This is a genomic window from Anaeromyxobacter sp. (genome assembly GCA_016718565.1).
Lineage (GTDB): Bacteria > Myxococcota > Myxococcia > Myxococcales > Anaeromyxobacteraceae > JADKCZ01.
Genome location: JADKCZ010000001.1, coordinates 75,165 through 91,897, shown reverse-complemented (window position 1 = coordinate 91,897; position 16,733 = coordinate 75,165). Strand labels below are relative to the sequence as shown.

At 72.4% G+C, this 16,733-nt stretch carries 18 protein-coding genes and 1 tRNA gene; 11 read left to right on the top strand and 8 right to left on the bottom strand.

Features of this window, described 5'->3' with window-relative positions; translation table 11 throughout:
- Positions 1–6: 6 nt before the first annotated feature.
- From IPO09_00415 to dnaA, 7 genes are all read right to left on the bottom strand, one after another.
- Positions 7–504: a peptidase M54 gene (locus IPO09_00415; GenBank protein ID MBK9515816.1), complete on the bottom strand. Its 498-nt coding sequence runs from the start codon at positions 502–504 to the stop codon at positions 7–9.
- Between the two features lie 68 nt (positions 505–572).
- Positions 573–646: transfer RNA gene (locus IPO09_00410), tRNA-Gln, on the bottom strand.
- 110 nt (positions 647–756) lie between these two features.
- Positions 757–1,752, bottom strand: coding sequence for a ketoacyl-ACP synthase III (locus IPO09_00405; protein ID MBK9515815.1), 996 nt, complete (start codon positions 1,750–1,752; stop codon positions 757–759).
- Between the two features lie 38 nt (positions 1,753–1,790).
- A complete protein-coding gene (gene gyrB / locus IPO09_00400; protein MBK9515814.1) occupies positions 1,791–4,250 on the bottom strand; it encodes a DNA topoisomerase (ATP-hydrolyzing) subunit B in 2,460 nt (819 codons plus the stop codon).
- A 115-nt stretch (positions 4,251–4,365) separates the two neighbouring features.
- On the bottom strand, positions 4,366–5,475 hold the full coding sequence (locus IPO09_00395) for a DNA replication/repair protein RecF (protein MBK9515813.1): 1,110 nt from the start codon (positions 5,473–5,475) through the stop codon (positions 4,366–4,368).
- A 21-nt stretch (positions 5,476–5,496) separates the two neighbouring features.
- On the bottom strand, positions 5,497–6,624 hold the full coding sequence (locus IPO09_00390) for a DNA polymerase III subunit beta (GenBank protein ID MBK9515812.1): 1,128 nt from the start codon (positions 6,622–6,624) through the stop codon (positions 5,497–5,499).
- Positions 6,625–6,859: 235 nt separating this feature from the next.
- Complete coding sequence (dnaA, locus tag IPO09_00385) at positions 6,860–8,224, bottom strand: chromosomal replication initiator protein DnaA (protein MBK9515811.1); 1,365 nt, start codon at positions 8,222–8,224, stop codon at positions 6,860–6,862.
- Between the two features lie 265 nt (positions 8,225–8,489).
- On the opposite strand from dnaA, the gene rpmH reads away from it, so the two are divergent.
- From rpmH to IPO09_00335, 10 genes are all read left to right on the top strand, one after another.
- Positions 8,490–8,639, top strand: a complete 150-nt coding sequence (gene rpmH, locus IPO09_00380; GenBank protein ID MBK9515810.1) for a 50S ribosomal protein L34 — start codon at positions 8,490–8,492, stop codon at positions 8,637–8,639.
- A 6-nt stretch (positions 8,640–8,645) separates the two neighbouring features.
- Positions 8,646–8,990: a ribonuclease P protein component gene (gene rnpA / locus IPO09_00375; protein MBK9515809.1), complete on the top strand. Its 345-nt coding sequence runs from the start codon at positions 8,646–8,648 to the stop codon at positions 8,988–8,990.
- Positions 8,987–9,199: a membrane protein insertion efficiency factor YidD gene (yidD, locus tag IPO09_00370; protein MBK9515808.1), complete on the top strand. Its 213-nt coding sequence runs from the start codon at positions 8,987–8,989 to the stop codon at positions 9,197–9,199. The genes rnpA and yidD overlap by 4 nt, the downstream gene beginning before the upstream one ends.
- A gap of 20 nt (positions 9,200–9,219) precedes the next feature.
- Positions 9,220–10,851, top strand: coding sequence for a membrane protein insertase YidC (gene yidC, locus IPO09_00365; GenBank protein ID MBK9515807.1), 1,632 nt, complete (start codon positions 9,220–9,222; stop codon positions 10,849–10,851).
- Between the two features lie 30 nt (positions 10,852–10,881).
- Positions 10,882–11,394 carry a single-stranded DNA-binding protein gene (locus IPO09_00360; protein MBK9515806.1) on the top strand — a complete coding sequence of 171 codons (513 nt, stop codon included), beginning with the start codon at positions 10,882–10,884 and terminating at the stop codon, positions 11,392–11,394.
- 2 nt (positions 11,395–11,396) lie between these two features.
- Positions 11,397–11,606 (top strand): hypothetical protein, encoded by a 210-nt coding sequence (locus IPO09_00355; GenBank protein MBK9515805.1) that lies wholly within the window; start codon positions 11,397–11,399, stop codon positions 11,604–11,606.
- A gap of 161 nt (positions 11,607–11,767) precedes the next feature.
- Positions 11,768–12,442 (top strand): 16S rRNA (guanine(527)-N(7))-methyltransferase RsmG, encoded by a 675-nt coding sequence (rsmG, locus tag IPO09_00350; protein MBK9515804.1) that lies wholly within the window; start codon positions 11,768–11,770, stop codon positions 12,440–12,442.
- A gap of 825 nt (positions 12,443–13,267) precedes the next feature.
- Complete coding sequence (locus tag IPO09_00345) at positions 13,268–14,092, top strand: ParA family protein (protein MBK9515803.1); 825 nt, start codon at positions 13,268–13,270, stop codon at positions 14,090–14,092.
- Positions 14,089–14,964 carry a ParB/RepB/Spo0J family partition protein gene (locus IPO09_00340; protein ID MBK9515802.1) on the top strand — a complete coding sequence of 292 codons (876 nt, stop codon included), beginning with the start codon at positions 14,089–14,091 and terminating at the stop codon, positions 14,962–14,964. The genes IPO09_00345 and IPO09_00340 overlap by 4 nt, the downstream gene beginning before the upstream one ends.
- Before the next feature lie 103 nt (positions 14,965–15,067).
- Positions 15,068–15,484: a polymer-forming cytoskeletal protein gene (locus IPO09_00335; GenBank protein MBK9515801.1), complete on the top strand. Its 417-nt coding sequence runs from the start codon at positions 15,068–15,070 to the stop codon at positions 15,482–15,484.
- Between the two features lie 127 nt (positions 15,485–15,611).
- Here IPO09_00335 and IPO09_00330 read toward each other — a convergent pair whose 3' ends face one another.
- Positions 15,612–16,049 (bottom strand): Hsp20/alpha crystallin family protein, encoded by a 438-nt coding sequence (locus IPO09_00330; protein MBK9515800.1) that lies wholly within the window; start codon positions 16,047–16,049, stop codon positions 15,612–15,614.
- A 134-nt stretch (positions 16,050–16,183) separates the two neighbouring features.
- Here IPO09_00330 and atpH point away from each other — a divergent pair, with 134 nt between their 5' ends.
- Complete coding sequence (gene atpH / locus IPO09_00325; GenBank protein MBK9515799.1) at positions 16,184–16,723, top strand: ATP synthase F1 subunit delta; 540 nt, start codon at positions 16,184–16,186, stop codon at positions 16,721–16,723.
- The last annotated feature ends 10 nt before the right edge of the window (positions 16,724–16,733 follow it).

Here is a 16,733-nt window from a genome sequence, read left to right as displayed (position 1 = left end):
CACGCCCTAGTGCTCCAGGCCCAGGGCGTTGCGGCAGCCGTGGCACAGCGCCGGCTGCTTGCGGTCCACCTCCACCAGCTCGCGCGAGAGGAACATGGCGCAGCGCTGGTCCTGGCAGTGGCCCAGGCCGAGCAGGTGGCCGGCCTCGTGGATGGCCTCCACCCGGGCCCGCGCCAGCAGCAGCGGCAGGTCGCGGGTGGCCAGCCGGGCGGTGGAGACCAGCGCGGCGCCGGCGTCACGGTCGGCGTCGCCCAGCACGAAGCTGGCGTCGGGCAGGAAGAGGTCCACGTCGGCCAGCCCCAGCACCGGCACCGGCTCGGCGCCCGGGCGCATGGCCGAGAGCCGCCGCAGGATGGCGGCGGTGTGGTACTGGCCGCGCGCCTCGTTGTAGGCGTACTGGGGGCGCTGCAGGGCCGGCCCGGCGTCGGCGTCGAGGTGCAGCGCCTGGTGCAGCGCCAGGCGCACCCCGGAGAGCAGCCGGCCGCCCACGTCGCCGAGCGCCACCAGCACCAGCCGGCGCGGGCGGCGCTGCGGCCGGACCTCGGCCCTCAGGTTGGCGGGCTTGTTGGAGGTGGTTGAGGCGGAAGGATTCGAACCTTCATAGGCGGAGCCAAAGTCCGCAGTCCTGCCATTGGACGACGCCTCAGCGGATTCGCGTCTGTACGGCATGCCCACGGGGAGCCTCGTACGTGCCTGGCGCTCCCCCGGCGCCATGTCTGAGCCTGGCGGACCCCTCCGCCCGCCACCAAGAACGCGCTACCAGCGTACCAGGGCGCTGGCCCAGGTGAAACCAGCCCCGAAGGCGCACAGCGCCACCAGGTCACCGCGCGCCACGCCGCGCGCCTCGAGCCCCTCGGCCAGGCAGAGCGGGATGGAGGCGGCGGTGGTGTTGCCGTACTTCTGGATGTTGTTGAAGACCTGGTCGTCGCGCAGCTCGAGCGAGCGCTGCACCATCTCGGCGATGCGCAGGTTGGCCTGGTGCGGCACCAGCAGCTTGATGTCGGCGGTGGTCAGGCCCTGCGTGGCCAGCGCCTCGCGCACCACCTCGGGCATGCGCACGATGGCGTTCTTGAAGACCTTCTGCCCCTCCATGCGCGGGTAGACCAGCCCCTCCTCGATCTGCTTCACCGAGACGCGCGGGTGGTAGATGGCGCCCGGCGCCGCGCCGGAGAGCTCCTGGGTGTAGCGCCCGTCGGCGTGCAGCCGCACCGTCAGGACGCCGCGCCCGGGGTCGTCGGTGGCCTCCAGGCAGGCCGCCCCGGCGCCGTCGCCGAAGATCACGGCGATGTCGCGGCCGCGGGTGCTGAGGTCCAGGCCGGTGGACTGCACCTCGGCGCCCACCAGCAGGACGCGGCGGTACTGGCCCGACTGGATCCAGGCGCTGGCCACCGAGAGGCCGTAGAGGAAGCCGGAGCAGGCGTTGCGCAGGTCGAGGGCCGGCACGCCGGGGATGCCCAGCCGGGCCTGCAGGTAGCAGCCGTCGCCCGGGAAGACGTGGTCGCCCTGGATGGAGGCGAAGACGATGGCCTCCACGTCGGAGGGCTGCCAGCCGGCCTTCTCCAGCGCCTGCCGCGCCGCCCGCTCGGCCAGCTCGGCCACCCCCTCCCCCTCCTTCACCCAGCGCCGCTCCTTGATCCCGGTGCGCTGCTGGATCCACTCGTCGGTGGTGTCCATCAGCCCGACCAGGTCCGCGTTGGTGACGACGCGCTCGGGGACGGCGGTGCCGATGGAGACGAAGGCGGCGCGGGTCATGGGCGGCTCCTGTCGGGAGGGTGGCGGGGTGCGATCGGTCAGATGTCCAGGTTCTGCACGTCGAGGGCGTGGCGCTCGATGAACTCGCGGCGCGGCTCCACCGCGTCGCCCATCAGCACGCTGAAGACCTCGTTGGCCTCGATGGCGTCGTCCACGCGGACCTGCAGCATGGTGCGGCGGGTCGGGTCCATGGTGGTCTCCCAGAGCTGCTCGGGGTTCATCTCGCCCAGCCCCTTGTAGCGCTGGATCGACTGGCCGGCCTGCGCCAGGCGCTTCAGCGCCTCCACCGCGGCGAAGACGTCGGCCACCTCCTCGTCGCCGTCCGGAGAGAGCAGGCGGTAGGGGCCGGACCCGATCTCGGCCAGCGTGCCGTGCAGCACGGTGAGCTCGCTCCACTCCGGGCCGGCCAGGTAGACGTGGTCCAGGCGGGTGTCGCGGGGCGCCCCGGACATGGTGGTCTGGAAGACCAGCGCGTCGCAGTCGTGCTCCACGTCGCGCTCGATCCTGGCCAGCCGCACGTCCAGCTCCGGGTGGGCCGCCCGGGCGCGCTGGTAGATCCGCTCGACCTGCTCCTTCACCGCGTCGTGGTGCTTGAGCAGCCCCAGGTCGAGGTCGCCCAGCTTGACGGCCGCGTCCACGATGCGGGCGTCGCGCCGCCGGTCCACCCGGGTGAGCAGGCCGCGGTAGGTGATGGCGTCGCGCGCCAGCTTGCGCAGGTCGTCGCCGCGCAGCTCCAGGTCGCCCGCCACCAGGGTGGCCTTCTCGGTGCCCAGGCCCAGGAGGTACTCGTCCATGGCCTCCTGGTCCTTCAGGTAGCTCTCCTTCTTGCCCTTGGCGATCCGGTAGAGCGGCGGCTGGGCGATGTAGAGGTAGCCCCGCTCCAGCAGCTGCGGCATCTGCCGGAAGAAGAAGGTGAGCAGGAGCGTGCGGATGTGGCTGCCGTCCACGTCGGCGTCCGTCATGATGACGATCTTGTGGTAGCGGGCCTTGTCGACGTCGAACTCCTCCGACCCGATCCCGGTGCCCAGGGCGGTGATCAGCGTGACGATGGCGTCCGACGAGAGCATCTTGTCGAAGCGGGCCTTCTCCACGTTGAGGATCTTGCCGCGCAGCGGGAGGATGGCCTGGACCCGCCGGTCGCGCCCCTGCTTGGCGGAGCCGCCGGCGGAGTCCCCCTCGACGATGAAGAGCTCCGACTCCGAGGGGTCCTTGGACTGGCAGTCGGCCAGCTTGCCCGGCAGCGAGGCCCCGTCGAGCGCCCCCTTGCGCCGCACCGTCTCGCGGGCCTTCTTGGCCGCCAGGCGGGCCCGGGTGGCCTCGGCCACCTTGGCGCAGATGCGCTTGGCCACCGGCGGGTGCTCCTCCAGGAAGGCGCCGAGCTTCTCGTTGAGCATCGACTCGACGATGGTCTTGGCCTCGCTGTTGGAGAGCTTGGTCTTGGTCTGCCCCTCGAAGCTGGCGCCCGGCAGGCGCATGGAGATGACCGCCGCCAGCCCCTCGCGCATGTCGTCGCCGCTGGGCAGCTCGTCCTTCAGGTCCTTGAAGAGGGCGTTCTTCTGGCCGTAGGCGTTGATGCTGCGGGTCAGCGCCGCCTTGAAGCCGATCAGGTGGGTGCCGCCCTCGTGGTTGTGGATGTTGTTGGCGAAGGCGAAGACCTTCTCGTCGTAGCCGTCGTTCCACTGCAGCGCGATCTCGACCACCGCGGTGCCGCGCTCCACCGGCACCTCGCCGCGCAGCGAGATGGGCGGGTTGAGCACCTCGCGCGCCTTGTTGAGGTAGGCCACGAACTCCTTGATGCCCTCCTTGAAGAGGAACTCGTGCTTCTTCCCGGAGGCCCGCTCGTCCTCGATGGTGATGCGCAGCCCGGCGTTGAGGAAGGCCAGCTCGCGCAGGCGCCCCGAGAGCGTCTCGAAGCTGAACTCCTTGACCTCGAAGATGGTGGCGTCCGGCTTGAAGGTCACCTTGGTGCCGCGCCGGAGCGTCTCCCCGACCAGCGTGACCTGGCCGGTCGGGTTGCCGCACTCGTAGCGCTGGGCGTGCACCTTGCCGTCGCGGTAGACCTCGACCTTGAGCCACTCGGAGAGCGCGTTGACGCAGGTGATGCCCACGCCGTGCAGGCCGCCCGAGACCTGGTAGGCGTTCGACTCGAACTTGCCGCCAGCGTGCAGCTTGGTCATCACCACGTCGAGCGTGTCCATCCCCGTGACGGTCGGGTGCGGGCCGACCGGGATGCCCGAGCCGTTGTCGAGCACCGTGATGGAGTTGTCGGCGTGGATGGTGAGGTTGATCTCGTTGCAGCGGCCGGCCATGGCCTCGTCGACCGAGTTGTCGACCACCTCGTAGACCAGGTGGTGCAGGCCGCGCTCCCCCACGTCGCCGATGTACATGTGGGGCCGCTTGCGGACGGCCTCGAGCCCTTCGAGCACCTTGATGGCGTCGGTGCCGTACTCGCTGCCGTCGTTGCCGGCGGTCTCGGTGTTGTTCTCGGCTGGTTCCAGGGGCGACCTCGTACGGTTTCTCCGAGAGGTTCCCGGAGCTTAGGCAACGTGTGGATATAGCAGAGGCAGGGTGTCCCAGCAACGGGGAATCCGGGACGCAAGGGCCTGGAACGGCTCAGGAAAGGAGCGGCGCGATGGCGCCCGCCTCGACCCGGAAGAAGCGGGTCTCGGCGCCGGCCGCCGGCTCGATGAGCCGCCGGTCGGTGGCGGTCAGGAACGCCTGCGCCGGCAGGCTCGCCACGTAGGCCAGGAGGAAGCCGTTCTTGGCCGGGTCGAGCTCGGAGGAGACGTCGTCGAGCAGCAGCAGCGGCGGCCGCGCCAGCACCAGGCGCAGGTTCTCGATCTCGGCGATGCGCAGCGACAGGACGTAGGCGCGCTGCTGCCCCTGGCTGCCGTAGGTCCGCGCCGCCCGGCCGCCGATGGCCAGCAGGACGTCGTCCATGTGTGGGCCGCAGGTGGTGTACCCGCGCTCCAGGTCGCGCGGCAGGCGGACCGCCAGGGCCTCGGCCAGCCGCCCCTGCAGCGCCGCCTCGTCGCCCTCCAGCGAGACCCCGCCGCTCGGCCGGTAGGCGATCTCGGCCAGCGGGGCGCCCGGTCCGGAGATCTCGGCGAAGGCCGCCGCCAGCCTGGGCTCGAGCTCCGTGAGGACGTCGCGGCGCCGGCGCAGCAGCCTGGCCCCGGCCCGCACCAGCGGCTCGCGGAAGCTCTCCTCGACCGGCCCGGCCCCACCCCGCAGCGCCGCGTTGCGGGCCCTGAGCGCCCGCACGTAGTCGCGGGCCTCGCCCAGCACCGCCGGCCAGCGGTTGAAGGCGGCGCGGTCGAGGAAGCGGCGGCGGCCGTCCGGTCCGCCCTTCACCAGCAGCAGGTCGTCGGGAGAGAAGCAGACCGCCGCCAGCCCGTCCAGGTAGCTGTCGAGCCGCTCCACCGCCTTGCCGTCCAGCGTGGCGCTGCGGGCCCCCGGCACCACCTCCACCGCCAGGGTGCGCTCGCCGCCGGCCCCCAGCACCTGCCCGGAGACCACCGCCCGGCCCTGCCCGAACCGCACCAGCTCACCCAGGCGCGAGGCGCGCAGCGGGCGCAGCGTGGCCAGCAGGTAGACCGCCTCCAGCAGGTTGGTCTTGCCCTGCCCGTTCTCGCCCAGCAGCACCGTCAGCCGCGGGGACGGCGAGAGGCTCACCTCGGCGAGGTTGCGGAAGTCCTGGAGGTGGAGCGCGCGGAGCCGCACCGGTGCTTCGGCGCCGCCCGCTCAGATGCGCATGGGCATCACGACGGCGGTGTAGCCGGCGTCTTCCGGCCCGGCGCCGCGGACCACGCCGGGCGAGAGGTCGTCGGCCAGCTCCAGCCGGAGGTCGTCGCTCTTCAGCACGGCGGCCACGTCGGTCAGGTAGCGGGCGTTGAAGCCGATCTTGAGCGGCTCGCCGGCGTACTCCACCGGCACGTCCTCCCTGGCGTCGCCCAGGTCCGGGTTGCTGGAGCGGACCGTCAGCACCCCGGGGGCCAGCTCGAGCTTGACCGGGTGCGACTTGTCGGCCGAGAGCACCGAGACGCGCCGCAGGGTCTCCAGCAGGCGCTGCCGGCCCACCGTGACGATCTTCTCACCCTGCTTCGGGATGACCTGCTTGTAGTCCGGGAACATCCCCTCGATGAGGCGCATCACCAGCACCACGCCGGGCCGGCGGTAGATGGCGCTGTTCTCCGCGAAGCCGAGGCGGGTCTCCTGCTGCTCCTGCCCGGGCTCGGCGCCTTCGCCGAGCAGCTTCCTCAGCTCGTGCAGCCCCTTGCGCGGCAGGATGACGCCCTTCTTGAGCGCGTAGTCGCCGGCCAGCGGCTTCTCGGCCAGGGCCAGGCGGTGGCCGTCGGTGGCCACCATGCGCAGCACCGCGCCCTGCGGCTCGAAGAAGACGCCGTTCAGGTTGTAGCGGGTCTCGTCGGTGGAGGCGGCGAAGCTGGTGCGCTCGATCTGCTCCAGCAGCTCGGCCGGGTTGACGTCCACGAAGGTGACCTTGTCGAACTTGGGCAGGGCCGGGAAGTCCTCGGAGGGCAGGCCCACGATGCGGAACTCGGAGGGGCCGCTCTTCACCTCCAGGTAGTTGTTGCCGGCCTTCTTGAGCGTCACCTGCTGCTCCGGCAGCGAGCGCACGATCTCGAAGAGCTGCTTGGCCGGCACGGCCACCGCGCCCTCCTTGGAGACCTCGCAGGCGTGCTCGGAGGAGACCGAGAGGTCGAGGTCGGTGGCCGACACGCCCAGGACGTTGCCCTTGCGGGCCTCGAGGAGGACATGGGAGAGGATCGGCATGGTGGACTTCTTCTCCACGATGCCCTGGGACCGGCCCAGCGCCCTGGCCAGCTCCTGTGCGCCGATCTTCAGTTCCATCAGGATCCCTCCTTCTTCTTTCTGATCATCTCAGTAGCAGGGGCCGTGGAGATGTGGAGAAGCGGTCCGGGGTCCCGGATCGACTCCGCTTTCCGGTCGGCACAACCACCCGGACAACTCCGGGTCGAGCTTGTGTAGCGTGCGGTGAAACTGGGTGTCAACGACGGTCCACCGGCGATCCCCGGCCCGATCCCGGCGCCCTCCACCGGTGATCCACGGGCTGTCCCGGGGGGCCCTAGGGCGTGAGCTTCTGGGTCAGCGACGCCACCGCGGCCTGCACGGCGGGCTCGGTGGCCAGCAGCTCCTCGATCCGCTCCTTGGCCGAGATGACGGTGGAGTGGTCCTTCTTGTTGAACTTCTCGGCGATGAGCTGGAACGTCTCCTTGGCCAGCTCGCGGCACAGGTACATGGCCACCTGGCGCGGCAGGGCGATCTTCTGCTCGCGCGAGGCGCTGGTCAGCTTGGCCACGGTGAGGCCGTAGTGGGCCGCCACCAGCTCCTGGATGCGCTCGATGGAGGGCTTGTAGCCGGGCGGCGGGATGACGTCGGAGAGCACGTCGCGGGCCAGCCGGACGCTGATGGGCTCGGCCTTGAGGGAGGCGAAGGCCGCCACCCGCATGAGCGCGCCGTGCAGCTCGCGGACGTTGGAGCGGATGTGGGTGGCCAGGAGCTGGGTGACCTCCTCCGGCAGGTCGATCTGCTCCAGCTCGGCCTTGCGCTTGACGATGGCGGCCCGGGTCTCGAACTCCGGCACGTCGATCTGGACGCGCATGCCCCACTCGAAGCGCGAGCAGAGCCGCTCCTCCAGCCCCTTCAGCTCCTTGGGGCTGCGGTCGCTGGAGAGGACGATCTGCACGTTCTGCTCGTAGAGGGTGTTGAAGGTGTGGAAGAACTCCTCGGCCGTCTTCTCCTTGCCGGCCAGGAACTGCACGTCGTCCACCAGCAGGGCGGCGCACTCGCGGTACTTCTTGCGGAACTCGTCGAGCGTGCCCTTGCGCAGGGCGTCCACGAAGTCGTTGGTGTAGCGCTCCGAGGAGACCACCGCGACGCGGCCGCCCGGGTTGGCGGCCAGGATGGCGTTGCCCACCGCGTGCAGGAGGTGGGTCTTGCCCAGGCCGGAGTCGCCGTGCAGGAAGAGCGGGTTCCAGGCGTGGCCCGGCTTCTGCGCCACCGCGTGGGCCGCCGCGTAGGCGAAGCGGTTGGACTCGCCGACCACGAAGGTCTCGAAGAGGTAGCGGGAGCTGGGGCGGGCGTCGCCGCGCCCCTCCACGGGCCCGGGCGGGGGCGCGGCGTGGTGCGGCGCGCTGGGGCCGCCGCCGCGGGGGCGGTCGTCCACCACGAAGACCACCCTGAGCGGCGCGCCCGCCACCTGGGGCAGGAACTCCTCGAACCAGGGCCGGTAGTTGTCGTCGACGAAGTCGCGGTGGAACTTGTCGGGGGCGGCCACCTGCAGGCGGCCGTCCTCCACCCCGGCCGGGCGCAAGGCCGCGAACCAGCGGTCGTAGAGCTCGGGGCGCAGGCGGGCCCTGAGGAAGGCCTCCACCCGGCCCCACGTCTCGTCCAGCGCGCTCGGTGCCACAGCGCCCTCCGGTGCGTACATCCTGAGTCCCTCGGTTGCCGTGGCCTGGAGCCCGAGCAAGGCGCCGCCCTGCTGCGGATCGGCCTGATCCGCTGCCGGGTCGGCACCTCGGGCTGCGAGGCATGTGTCGAAAGCGGTGCGGTGTTGCGGGCGGAACCTAGCCAGGGATCGCGTGCCGGATCAAGGGTGACGATGAGGTGCCGGCGAGGTGGGCGGAAGGCTTGCGGATTCACCGCGCGTGGCGGGACCTTGACAGGGCGCGCCCGATCGTGGAGGTTGCCGCGCCATGAAGCGCACCTACCAGCCCAAGAAGATCAAGCGGAACCGCACCCACGGCTTCCGGAAGCGTTCCTCGACCCCAGGCGGCCGCAACGTGCTGAAGCGGCGCCGTGCCAAGGGGCGCAAGCGGCTGACGCCGTCGGCGCCGATCAAGTAAGAGGCGGTGAAGCTGCCCAAGGCCGCGCGCCTGCGGCGCCGCCGCGAGTTCCTCGCGGTCCAGGAGCGCGGCACGCGGCTCTACGCGGGCGAGGTGCTGGTCCTGGTGAAGGGGCCTGGCGCCGGGCGGGCCCGGATCGGGATCACGGTGTCGTCGAAGGTCGCGAACGCCGTCGGCCGCAACCAGGTGAAGCGCTGGGTGCGCGAGGCGTTCCGGCGGCTGCAGCCGGAGCTCCCCCCCGTCGACCTGGTGGTGATCGCCCGCACGGGCGCCCCTGCCATGGGGCTGGCCGGCGTGGTGCGGGCCCTCGAGGCCGCCCGCGACCGGCTGCGCCGGGGGGCCGGGCCGTGATGGCCTGGCTGCTGGTGCGGCTGGTCCGCTTCTACCAGGTGTTCATCGGGCCAGGCCTGCCGAAGGCCTGCCGGTTCTATCCGAGCTGCTCCTGCTACGCGGTCGAGGCGCTGTCGCGCCACGGCGCGTTCAAGGGGAGCTGGCTCACCGTGCGGCGGCTCGGCCGCTGCCATCCTTTCCACCCCGGGGGCGTCGATCCGGTCCCCTGATCCACACGTGAGGTCGCACCGTGGGCCCTGAGAACCGCCGCATCCTGATCGCCACCCTCGCCTCGGTGGTCATCCTCGTCGCCTGGCAGTTCATCTTCCCGCCGGCGCCCCCGGCCCCGGTGTCACCCAAGGTGAACGTGGTGGCGCCCGCTGCCGCCCCGGCCGGGACCGGCCCCGGGGTGGTGGCGCCGGTGGCGCCGGCCCCGGTGCCGGACGCCCCCGAGGAGCTGGTGACCCTCACCGGCGAGCGCTTCTCGGTGGTGCTCACCTCGCACGGCGGCGCCATCGCGCGGCTGGCGCTGGCGGACCCGAAGTTCCAGCGCGACCAGGACGGCCAGACGGTGGCCATCGACCTGGTGCGCGCCGGGAAGGGGCTGCCGCTGCCGCTGGCGCTGGCCGCCTCGGCGGAGCTGGGCGGCGGCAGCGACCTGCTGGGGGATCCCAGCTCGCGCGCCGCCATGCGGGTGGTGGCGCGGGACGCCCGCAGCGTCACCTTCGAGGGGCGCGTCGGCACGGCCGCGGTGCGCAAGACCTTCCGGCTCACCGGCAAGCCCTACGAGCTGGCGCTCGAGCTGGCCGTCACCGGCGCGCCGGTGGCCGGCTCGGTGGCGGTGCTCTACAGCGGCTTCATGCCGCCCTCGACCTCGAGCGGCGGCATCTTCTCGGGTCCGCCGCTCGACTTCGTGCGGCCGGTCTGCCGCGCCGGCGACAAGACCGAGCGCTTCGACGTGGCCGGCGACGAGGTGGTCAAGGTGCTGCCGGGCGCCGCCGGGTGGGCCGGCATCGACCAGCACTACTTCACCGCGGCGCTCTTCCCGCAGCCGCAGCCCGGCTACGCCTGCACCTTCGTGAAGGGCGCCGAGAAGGGCGGCGGCGCGGTGGCCCTGGTGGTGCCGGTGGCGCCGGGGGGCACCAGCGCCGGCTTCCTGCTCTACGCCGGCCCCAAGCAGCTGGAGGGGCTCAAGGCCTACGGGCGCGGCTTCGAGACCGCCATCGACTACGGCGCGGTGGCCAACGCCTTCGCCTTCTTCGCCCAGATCCTGCTGGGGGTGATGCGCTGGTTCCAGGGCTTCGTCGGCAACTGGGGCGTGGCCATCATCCTCCTGACACTCACAGTGAAGTTGCTGCTCTACCCGCTGACCCTCAAGTCGATGCAGTCGATGGCCGGGATGCGCCGCCTGCAGCCCGAGATCGAGAAGCTCAAGGCCAAGCACGGCGACGACAAGCAGGCCTTCGCGCAGGCGCAGATGAAGCTCTTCGCCGACAACAAGGTCAGCATGACCGGCGGCTGCCTGCCCATGCTGCTGCAGATGCCGGTCTGGTTCGCGCTCTACGCCGCGCTGCAGACCTCGGTGGAGCTCTACCGCGAGCCCTTCCTGTGGATGAGCGACCTGACGGTGAAGGATCCCTGGTTCATCCTGCCGGTGGCCATGGGGGTGACCAGCTTCATCATGCAGAAGCTCTCGCCGCAGCCGGCCGACAACACCCAGGCCAAGATGATGCTCTACTTCTTCCCGGGCTTCTTCACGGTCATGATGCTCTTCGTGCCGTCGGGCCTGACGCTCTACATCTTCGTCAACAACCTGCTCTCCATCTTCCAGCAGCAGCTGGTGAACAAGATGATCGAGAAGCAGGCGCCCGTGAAGGCGTAGGGAGAGAGCCACCGCCCAGGGAGGCGCAGCATGCACGACGATCAGCGAGACCCGCCGCCGCCCCGCCACGCGCCCGAGAAGGTGGCGCGGGCGCGCGCCTTCTGCGAGGCGCTGCTGGTGAAGCTGGGGGGCGACGTGGCCGTGGAGGTGCGCGAGACGCCGGAGGCCATCGGGGTGGCGCTGACGCCGCGCGACGGCAACGGGCTGGAGCTCTCCTCGGCGCTGGTGGAGGCGGCCCAGACCCTGGTGAACCGGGTGGCCAACCCGCCGGCCGAGCCGCGCAAGTGGATCAACCTGGAGGTGGGCGGCTTCGGCGAGTCCGGCGATCCGGCGGTGCGCGCCATGGCCGAGCGGCTGGCGGCCACGGTGCGCCGCACCGGGCGGGCCGTGGCCATCGCGCCCATGAGCGCGCGCGAGCGGCGGCAGGTGCACCTGGCGCTGGTCGAGGTGGAGGGCGTGGCCAGCCGCAGCGACGGCGAGGGGCTCTTCCGCCAGCTGGTGGTGCTGCCGGACGCCGGCCCGAAGCCCACGCCGCGGGAGTGACGGTGGCCAAGCAGAAGACCATGGAGGAGCGGCTCTTCTCGGCGGCGGTGCTGCGGCGCTCCTTCGAGCTGCGCGGCGAGGAGTACGCCGAGGGCTTCCGCTTCGTCTACGAGGGCGTGCTGCGCGACCTGGGGATCCAGGACCAGGACGTGGTGGCCTTCCTGGGGTCGCACCGGGCCGAGGTCGAGACGGCGCTGGGCCGCAAGGGCTGAGCGGAGGTCGTCGGCGCCGGGCCCGCAGGTCCTGGCCGGTCGGTCGCGCCGGAGCGCCGCGGCGGGCGGCGGGCCGCCGGGGTGGCGCGGTGCCGGGTGCTGGAGGCGGCGCCCCGTGCCATCCTGTGCGGCGGGGCGGCGCGGCGGGACGAGGAGGCGGCATGGATCGGGCGTTCGACGAGGTGCTGCGCGCGGGCGTCGCGGCGCTGGCGCTGCCGGTGGACGAGGCCGGGCTGGCGCGGCTGGCCACCTTCGCCGACCGGCTCCTCACCTGGAACCGGAAGGTGAACCTGACCGCCATCACCGACCCGCGCGAGGTGGCCGAGAAGCACCTGCTCGACAGCCTGGTGCTGCTGCCGGCGCTGGCGGGGCGGGGCGCGCTGCTCGACGTGGGCAGCGGCGCGGGGCTGCCTGGCCTGGCGCTGGCCTGCGCCCGCCCGGAGCTGCAGGTGACCTGCTGCGACTCGGTGGGCAAGAAGGTGGCCTTCGTGAAGGCCACCGCGGCGGAGCTCCAGCTGCCGGTGCGCGGCCTGGCGGTGCGGGCCTCGGGCGACCCGGCCCGCGACGGGCTGCCCATCGGCCCGGCGGTGGTGAGCCGGGCGCTGGCGGATCCGGATCGCTGGGTGGTGCTGGGCGCGCCCTACGTGGCGCCGGGCGGGCTGCTGCTGGCCATGCTCGGCAAGGGGCTGGAGCGCTCGCACCTCGAGGCGCTGGGCGCGGCCCACGGGCTGGTGCTGCTCGGGGTGGACCAGTTCGAGCTGCCCTTCTCGCACGCCGCCCGCGCGGTGGTGCGCTGGCAGCGCCCCGAGGCCCCGGCGGCGCCGCGCGGCGGGTAGGGGCGGGAGGTCGGCGGCGCGGCAGGCGGATGTTCCACGTGGAACACCAGGCGGGCGCCGCGGGGCGGGGCGGTCCAGGTGGTCCAGCCGGTCCAAGCCGTCCAGGCGGCCCAAGCGGCCACGCCACGAGCACGCCCCCGGGTCCGGCCCGGCGCGCGTCAGCGGCCGGGTGGATGGGCCCCGGCGCGGAGCGAGCGGCGCGCCGCCCAGCCTCCTGCGGCACGGCCCCGCCCCTTCCCCGGCGAGGTCACCCCCCCCTGGCGGTCGTCGCCTGCCGACGCGGCCCCGCTCCTCCCCGGACACGCTGGGGCGCGCCGCCCCGCCCCGCGAGCGAGCACCGGGAGGTATCCCGCCCGGCCGCCCCGGACAGCGCCGGGCCGGAGCGTGGCGGCGCAGCGGGGCTCGACCTGGTCCAGGACCCCTGTTCCACGTGGAACACCCGGCGGATGTCGCGGGGCCAGGGCTGTCCAGGCGGCCCGAGCGGCCACCCCGCGAGCGAGCACCGGGAGGTATCCCGCCCGCCCGCCCCGGACAGCGCCGGGCCGGAGCGCGTCGGGGCAGCGGCCCGGACCGGTTCCGGACCCCTGTTCCACGTGGAACACTCCCGCGAGGCCCGGGCGCCCCCTGCCGCAGCCGTGACCCTACATGCCAGGCGGTGTCACCTCATCGGCGCCACGCCGGGCCGGCCCTGCCCCGGGCCGCAGGATCGGCCCCGCACGCCCCAGGCGCCCCCGGGAGCCCCGACGTTCCACGTGGAACTTGTCAGAGCGCTGAGGCACAGTCCGCCGCGCCGCACCCCCGCAGAACCACTGGAGGAGTCCCGCCTTGGCCAACGCCGCACCCCGGAGCCGCGCCCGCGCCCGCCCGGCCACCCCGCCCACCCGGGTCCTGACCATCGCCAACCAGAAGGGAGGCGTCGGCAAGACCACCACCGCCGTCAACCTGGCCGCCTCCCTGGCCGCCGCCGAGCGGCGCACCCTGCTGGTGGACCTCGACCCCCAGGGCAACGCCGGCTCCGCGCTCGGCATCCGGCGGGACGAGTCGGAGACCAGCATCTACGAGGTGCTGCTCGACGGCCGCCCGCTGGAGGAGGCGCTGCGCCAGACCGAGCTCAAGTTCCTGGACCTCGTGCCCGCCTCGCAGCACCTGGTCGGCGCCGAGATCGAGCTGGCGGTCCACGAGGACCGCGAGCGGCGCCTCCAGGCCGCCCTCGGCCCGGTGGCCGGCGCCTACGAGTTCGTCATCGTCGACTGCCCCCCCTCGCTCGGCCTGCTCACCCTGAACGGGCTGGTGGCCGCCCAGGGCGTCATGATCCCCCTGCAGTGCGAGTACTACGCGCTGGAGGGGCTGGCCGACGTGCTCAAGACCATCGAGCTGGTCAAGGCCTCCGCCAACCCCGAGCTGGTGGTGGACGGCATCGTCCTCACCATGTTCTCGCCCAACAACCTGGCCAACCAGGTGGCCGACGAGATCCGCAAGACCTTCGGCCGGCAGTGCTTCAAGACCGTCATCCCCCGCAACGTCCGGCTCTCCGAGGCCCCCAGCCACGGCAAGCCCATCCTGCTGTACGACGTCACCTCGAAGGGCTGCCAGAGCTACCTGGCCCTGGCCCGCGAGGTGGCCAGCCGCCTCGACAAGGGTGCCCGATGAGCCTCGCCGACAAGCGCCGCCCCGCCCTCGGGCGCGGCATGGCCGCCCTCCTCTCCAACGCCGCCCCGCCCCCCTCCACGCCGGGCGCCGCGGCCGGCCGCGGGCTGCTGCTGCTGCCGCTCGAGGCGGTGGAGCGCAACCCCGCCCAGCCCCGCAAGCGCTTCGACGAGGCCAGGCTCGAGGAGCTGGCCGCCTCCATCCGCGAGCACGGCGTGATGGAGCCCATCCTGGTGCGCCGCCAGGGCAGCCGCTACCGCATCCTGGCCGGCGAGCGCCGCTGGCGGGCCGCCCAGCGGGCCGGCCTGAAGGAGGTGCCGGCGCTGGTGCGGGAGGCCACCGACCGCCAGGCCTTCGAGCTGGCGCTGGTGGAGAACCTGCAGCGCGCCGACCTGAACGCCATCGAGGAGGCCGAGGCCTACGAGGTGCTGGCCTCCGACCACGGGCTCAACCAGGAGCAGATCGCCACCCGCGTCGGCAAGGACCGCTCCACCGTGGCCAACGCGCTGCGGCTCCTCAAGCTGCCCGCCGAGGTGCGCGACGCCGTGCGCGGCGGCCAGCTCGACATGGGCCACGCCCGCGCGCTGCTGGGCCTCTCCGGCGCCGAGGAGATGAAGCGGCTGGCCGCCCGCGCGGTGCGCGAGGGGCTCTCGGTGCGGGCCCTGGAGGGGCTGGTGCGGGCCCTCGGCAAGAAGCCCGCGAAGAAGGGCGGGCCGCCGGAGACCGCCTCCATCCGGGACCTGGCGGCGCGCCTGCAGCGCCGGCTCGGGGCGCGCTGCCGGGTGCACCAGAGGACCGCCACCACCGGGAAGCTGGAGATCGACTACACCTCGCTCGACGAGCTGGACGGCATCCTCGGCAAGATGGGCCTCTAGCCCGGGCGGGTGGCGCGGGGTGGACTCGCCCGCCCACCGGTGCTAGACCCGGCGGGTCGAGCGTGTCCGTCATACCGGGGACACCAGAGGAGCGACCACCACCATGGCGATTCTGAAGCGCGAAGACCTGCCGGCCTCCAGCGTCGGGGGCGGCAGCGACCTGAACGCCCTGCTGGGGCGCGGCTCCGAGTTCGAGGGGAAGCTCACCTTCGAGGGCACCGTCCGCATCGACGGCAAGTTCACCGGGTCGATCGTCTCCAACGACGTCCTGGTGGTCGGCGAGGGCGCCAAGATCTCCGCCGAGATCGCCTGCGGCACCATCATCGTCCACGGCGAGATCAACGGGAACATCAAGGCCAAGACCACCGTGGAGCTGCACCACCCGGCCAAGGTGCGCGGCAACATCGAGACGCCCGTGCTCATGATCGAGAAGGGCGTGATGTTCGAGGGGCAGACCAAGATGGAGGGGCTCGAGAAGCCGCCCGCCCGCCCCGTCGCCACGCCGGTCCCCATCAAGTAACGCGGCGCGTCATTCCTCGTCGGCGCCGGAGCCCCGGCCCTCCTGGAGGGTCCGGGGCTTCGTCGTCTCGCCACCCCGCGCCGCGCCGCGGCCGCTCAGGCGACCGGGGGAGGTCGCCCGCGGCCGCTCAGGTCACCTTCACGCTGATGGGGCGCGGCTTGGCCTCGGCCTTCTTCGGCAGCGTCACGGTCAGGACCCCGTTCTTCGCCTCCGCCTTGATCTTCTCGGCGTCCACGACGGCCGGCAGCGAGAAGGAGCGGGTGAACGACCCGTAGGACATCTCCACCCGGTGGTAGTTCTCCTTCTTCTCCTCCTTCTCCTTCCTCCGCTCACCCCGAAGGGTCAGCACCCCCTCCTCGAAGCGGATGTCCACGTCCTTGGGATCCACCCCGGCCAGCTCGAAGCGCAGGGTGAGCGCCTCCCCGTCCTCGTAGATGTCGCAGGCCGGGGTCCAGCCCATGGACTCCCCGCCACGCAGGCCGTGTCGATCGTCGAAGGTGCGGGCCACCTCCTCCTGCAGCCGCGCCAGGTCACGGAAGGGGTCGAATCTCGTCAGCATCGCCATGATTTTTAACCTCCTTTCGGCGATCCGAACGTAAGGCGGACGCAGGGCCTGTCAAACCGCGCCCAAGTCCCCGGACTCCGGAGGCAATCATCCTTGACCACTCGCTGCGGGACGTGCTACGTGGCGCGTCCCTTATGATCATGGGTTCCATCGCCCGCCGTTATGCCAAGGCCCTCTTCAGCCTGGCCGTGGAGAAGGGTCGCGTCGAGGCCTGGAGCGAGAGCCTCCTGGCCCTCGGGAAGGCCGTCGAGGCCGCCCCCGAGCTCCGCGACGTGCTCCAGAACCCGGCCTATTCCCGCGAGCAGCGTCGCGCCGTGGTCGAGCAGCTGGCCGGCGCCATGAAGCTCGACGCCGAGCCGTCCCAGCTCCTCTTCCTGCTGGGCGACCGCAACCGCCTGCCGGCCCTGCGCGACATCGTGGCCTCCTTCCGCGAGCTGGCGGACGGCGAGCTGGGCCGCCTGCGGGCCCGGGTCACCACCGCCGTGCCGCTCGACGACGCGGCCGCCGCCGCCATCGCCGAGAAGCTCTCGGCCTCCACCAAGAAGCAGGTCATCGTCGAGCGCGCCGTCGACCCCGCCATCCTCGGCGGCGTGGTGGCGCAGGTGGGGAGCCTCGTCTACGACGGGTCGCTCCGCGCCCAGCTCGAGGACCTCCGCAAGACCTTGAAGCAGTAGCCCTCCTCAC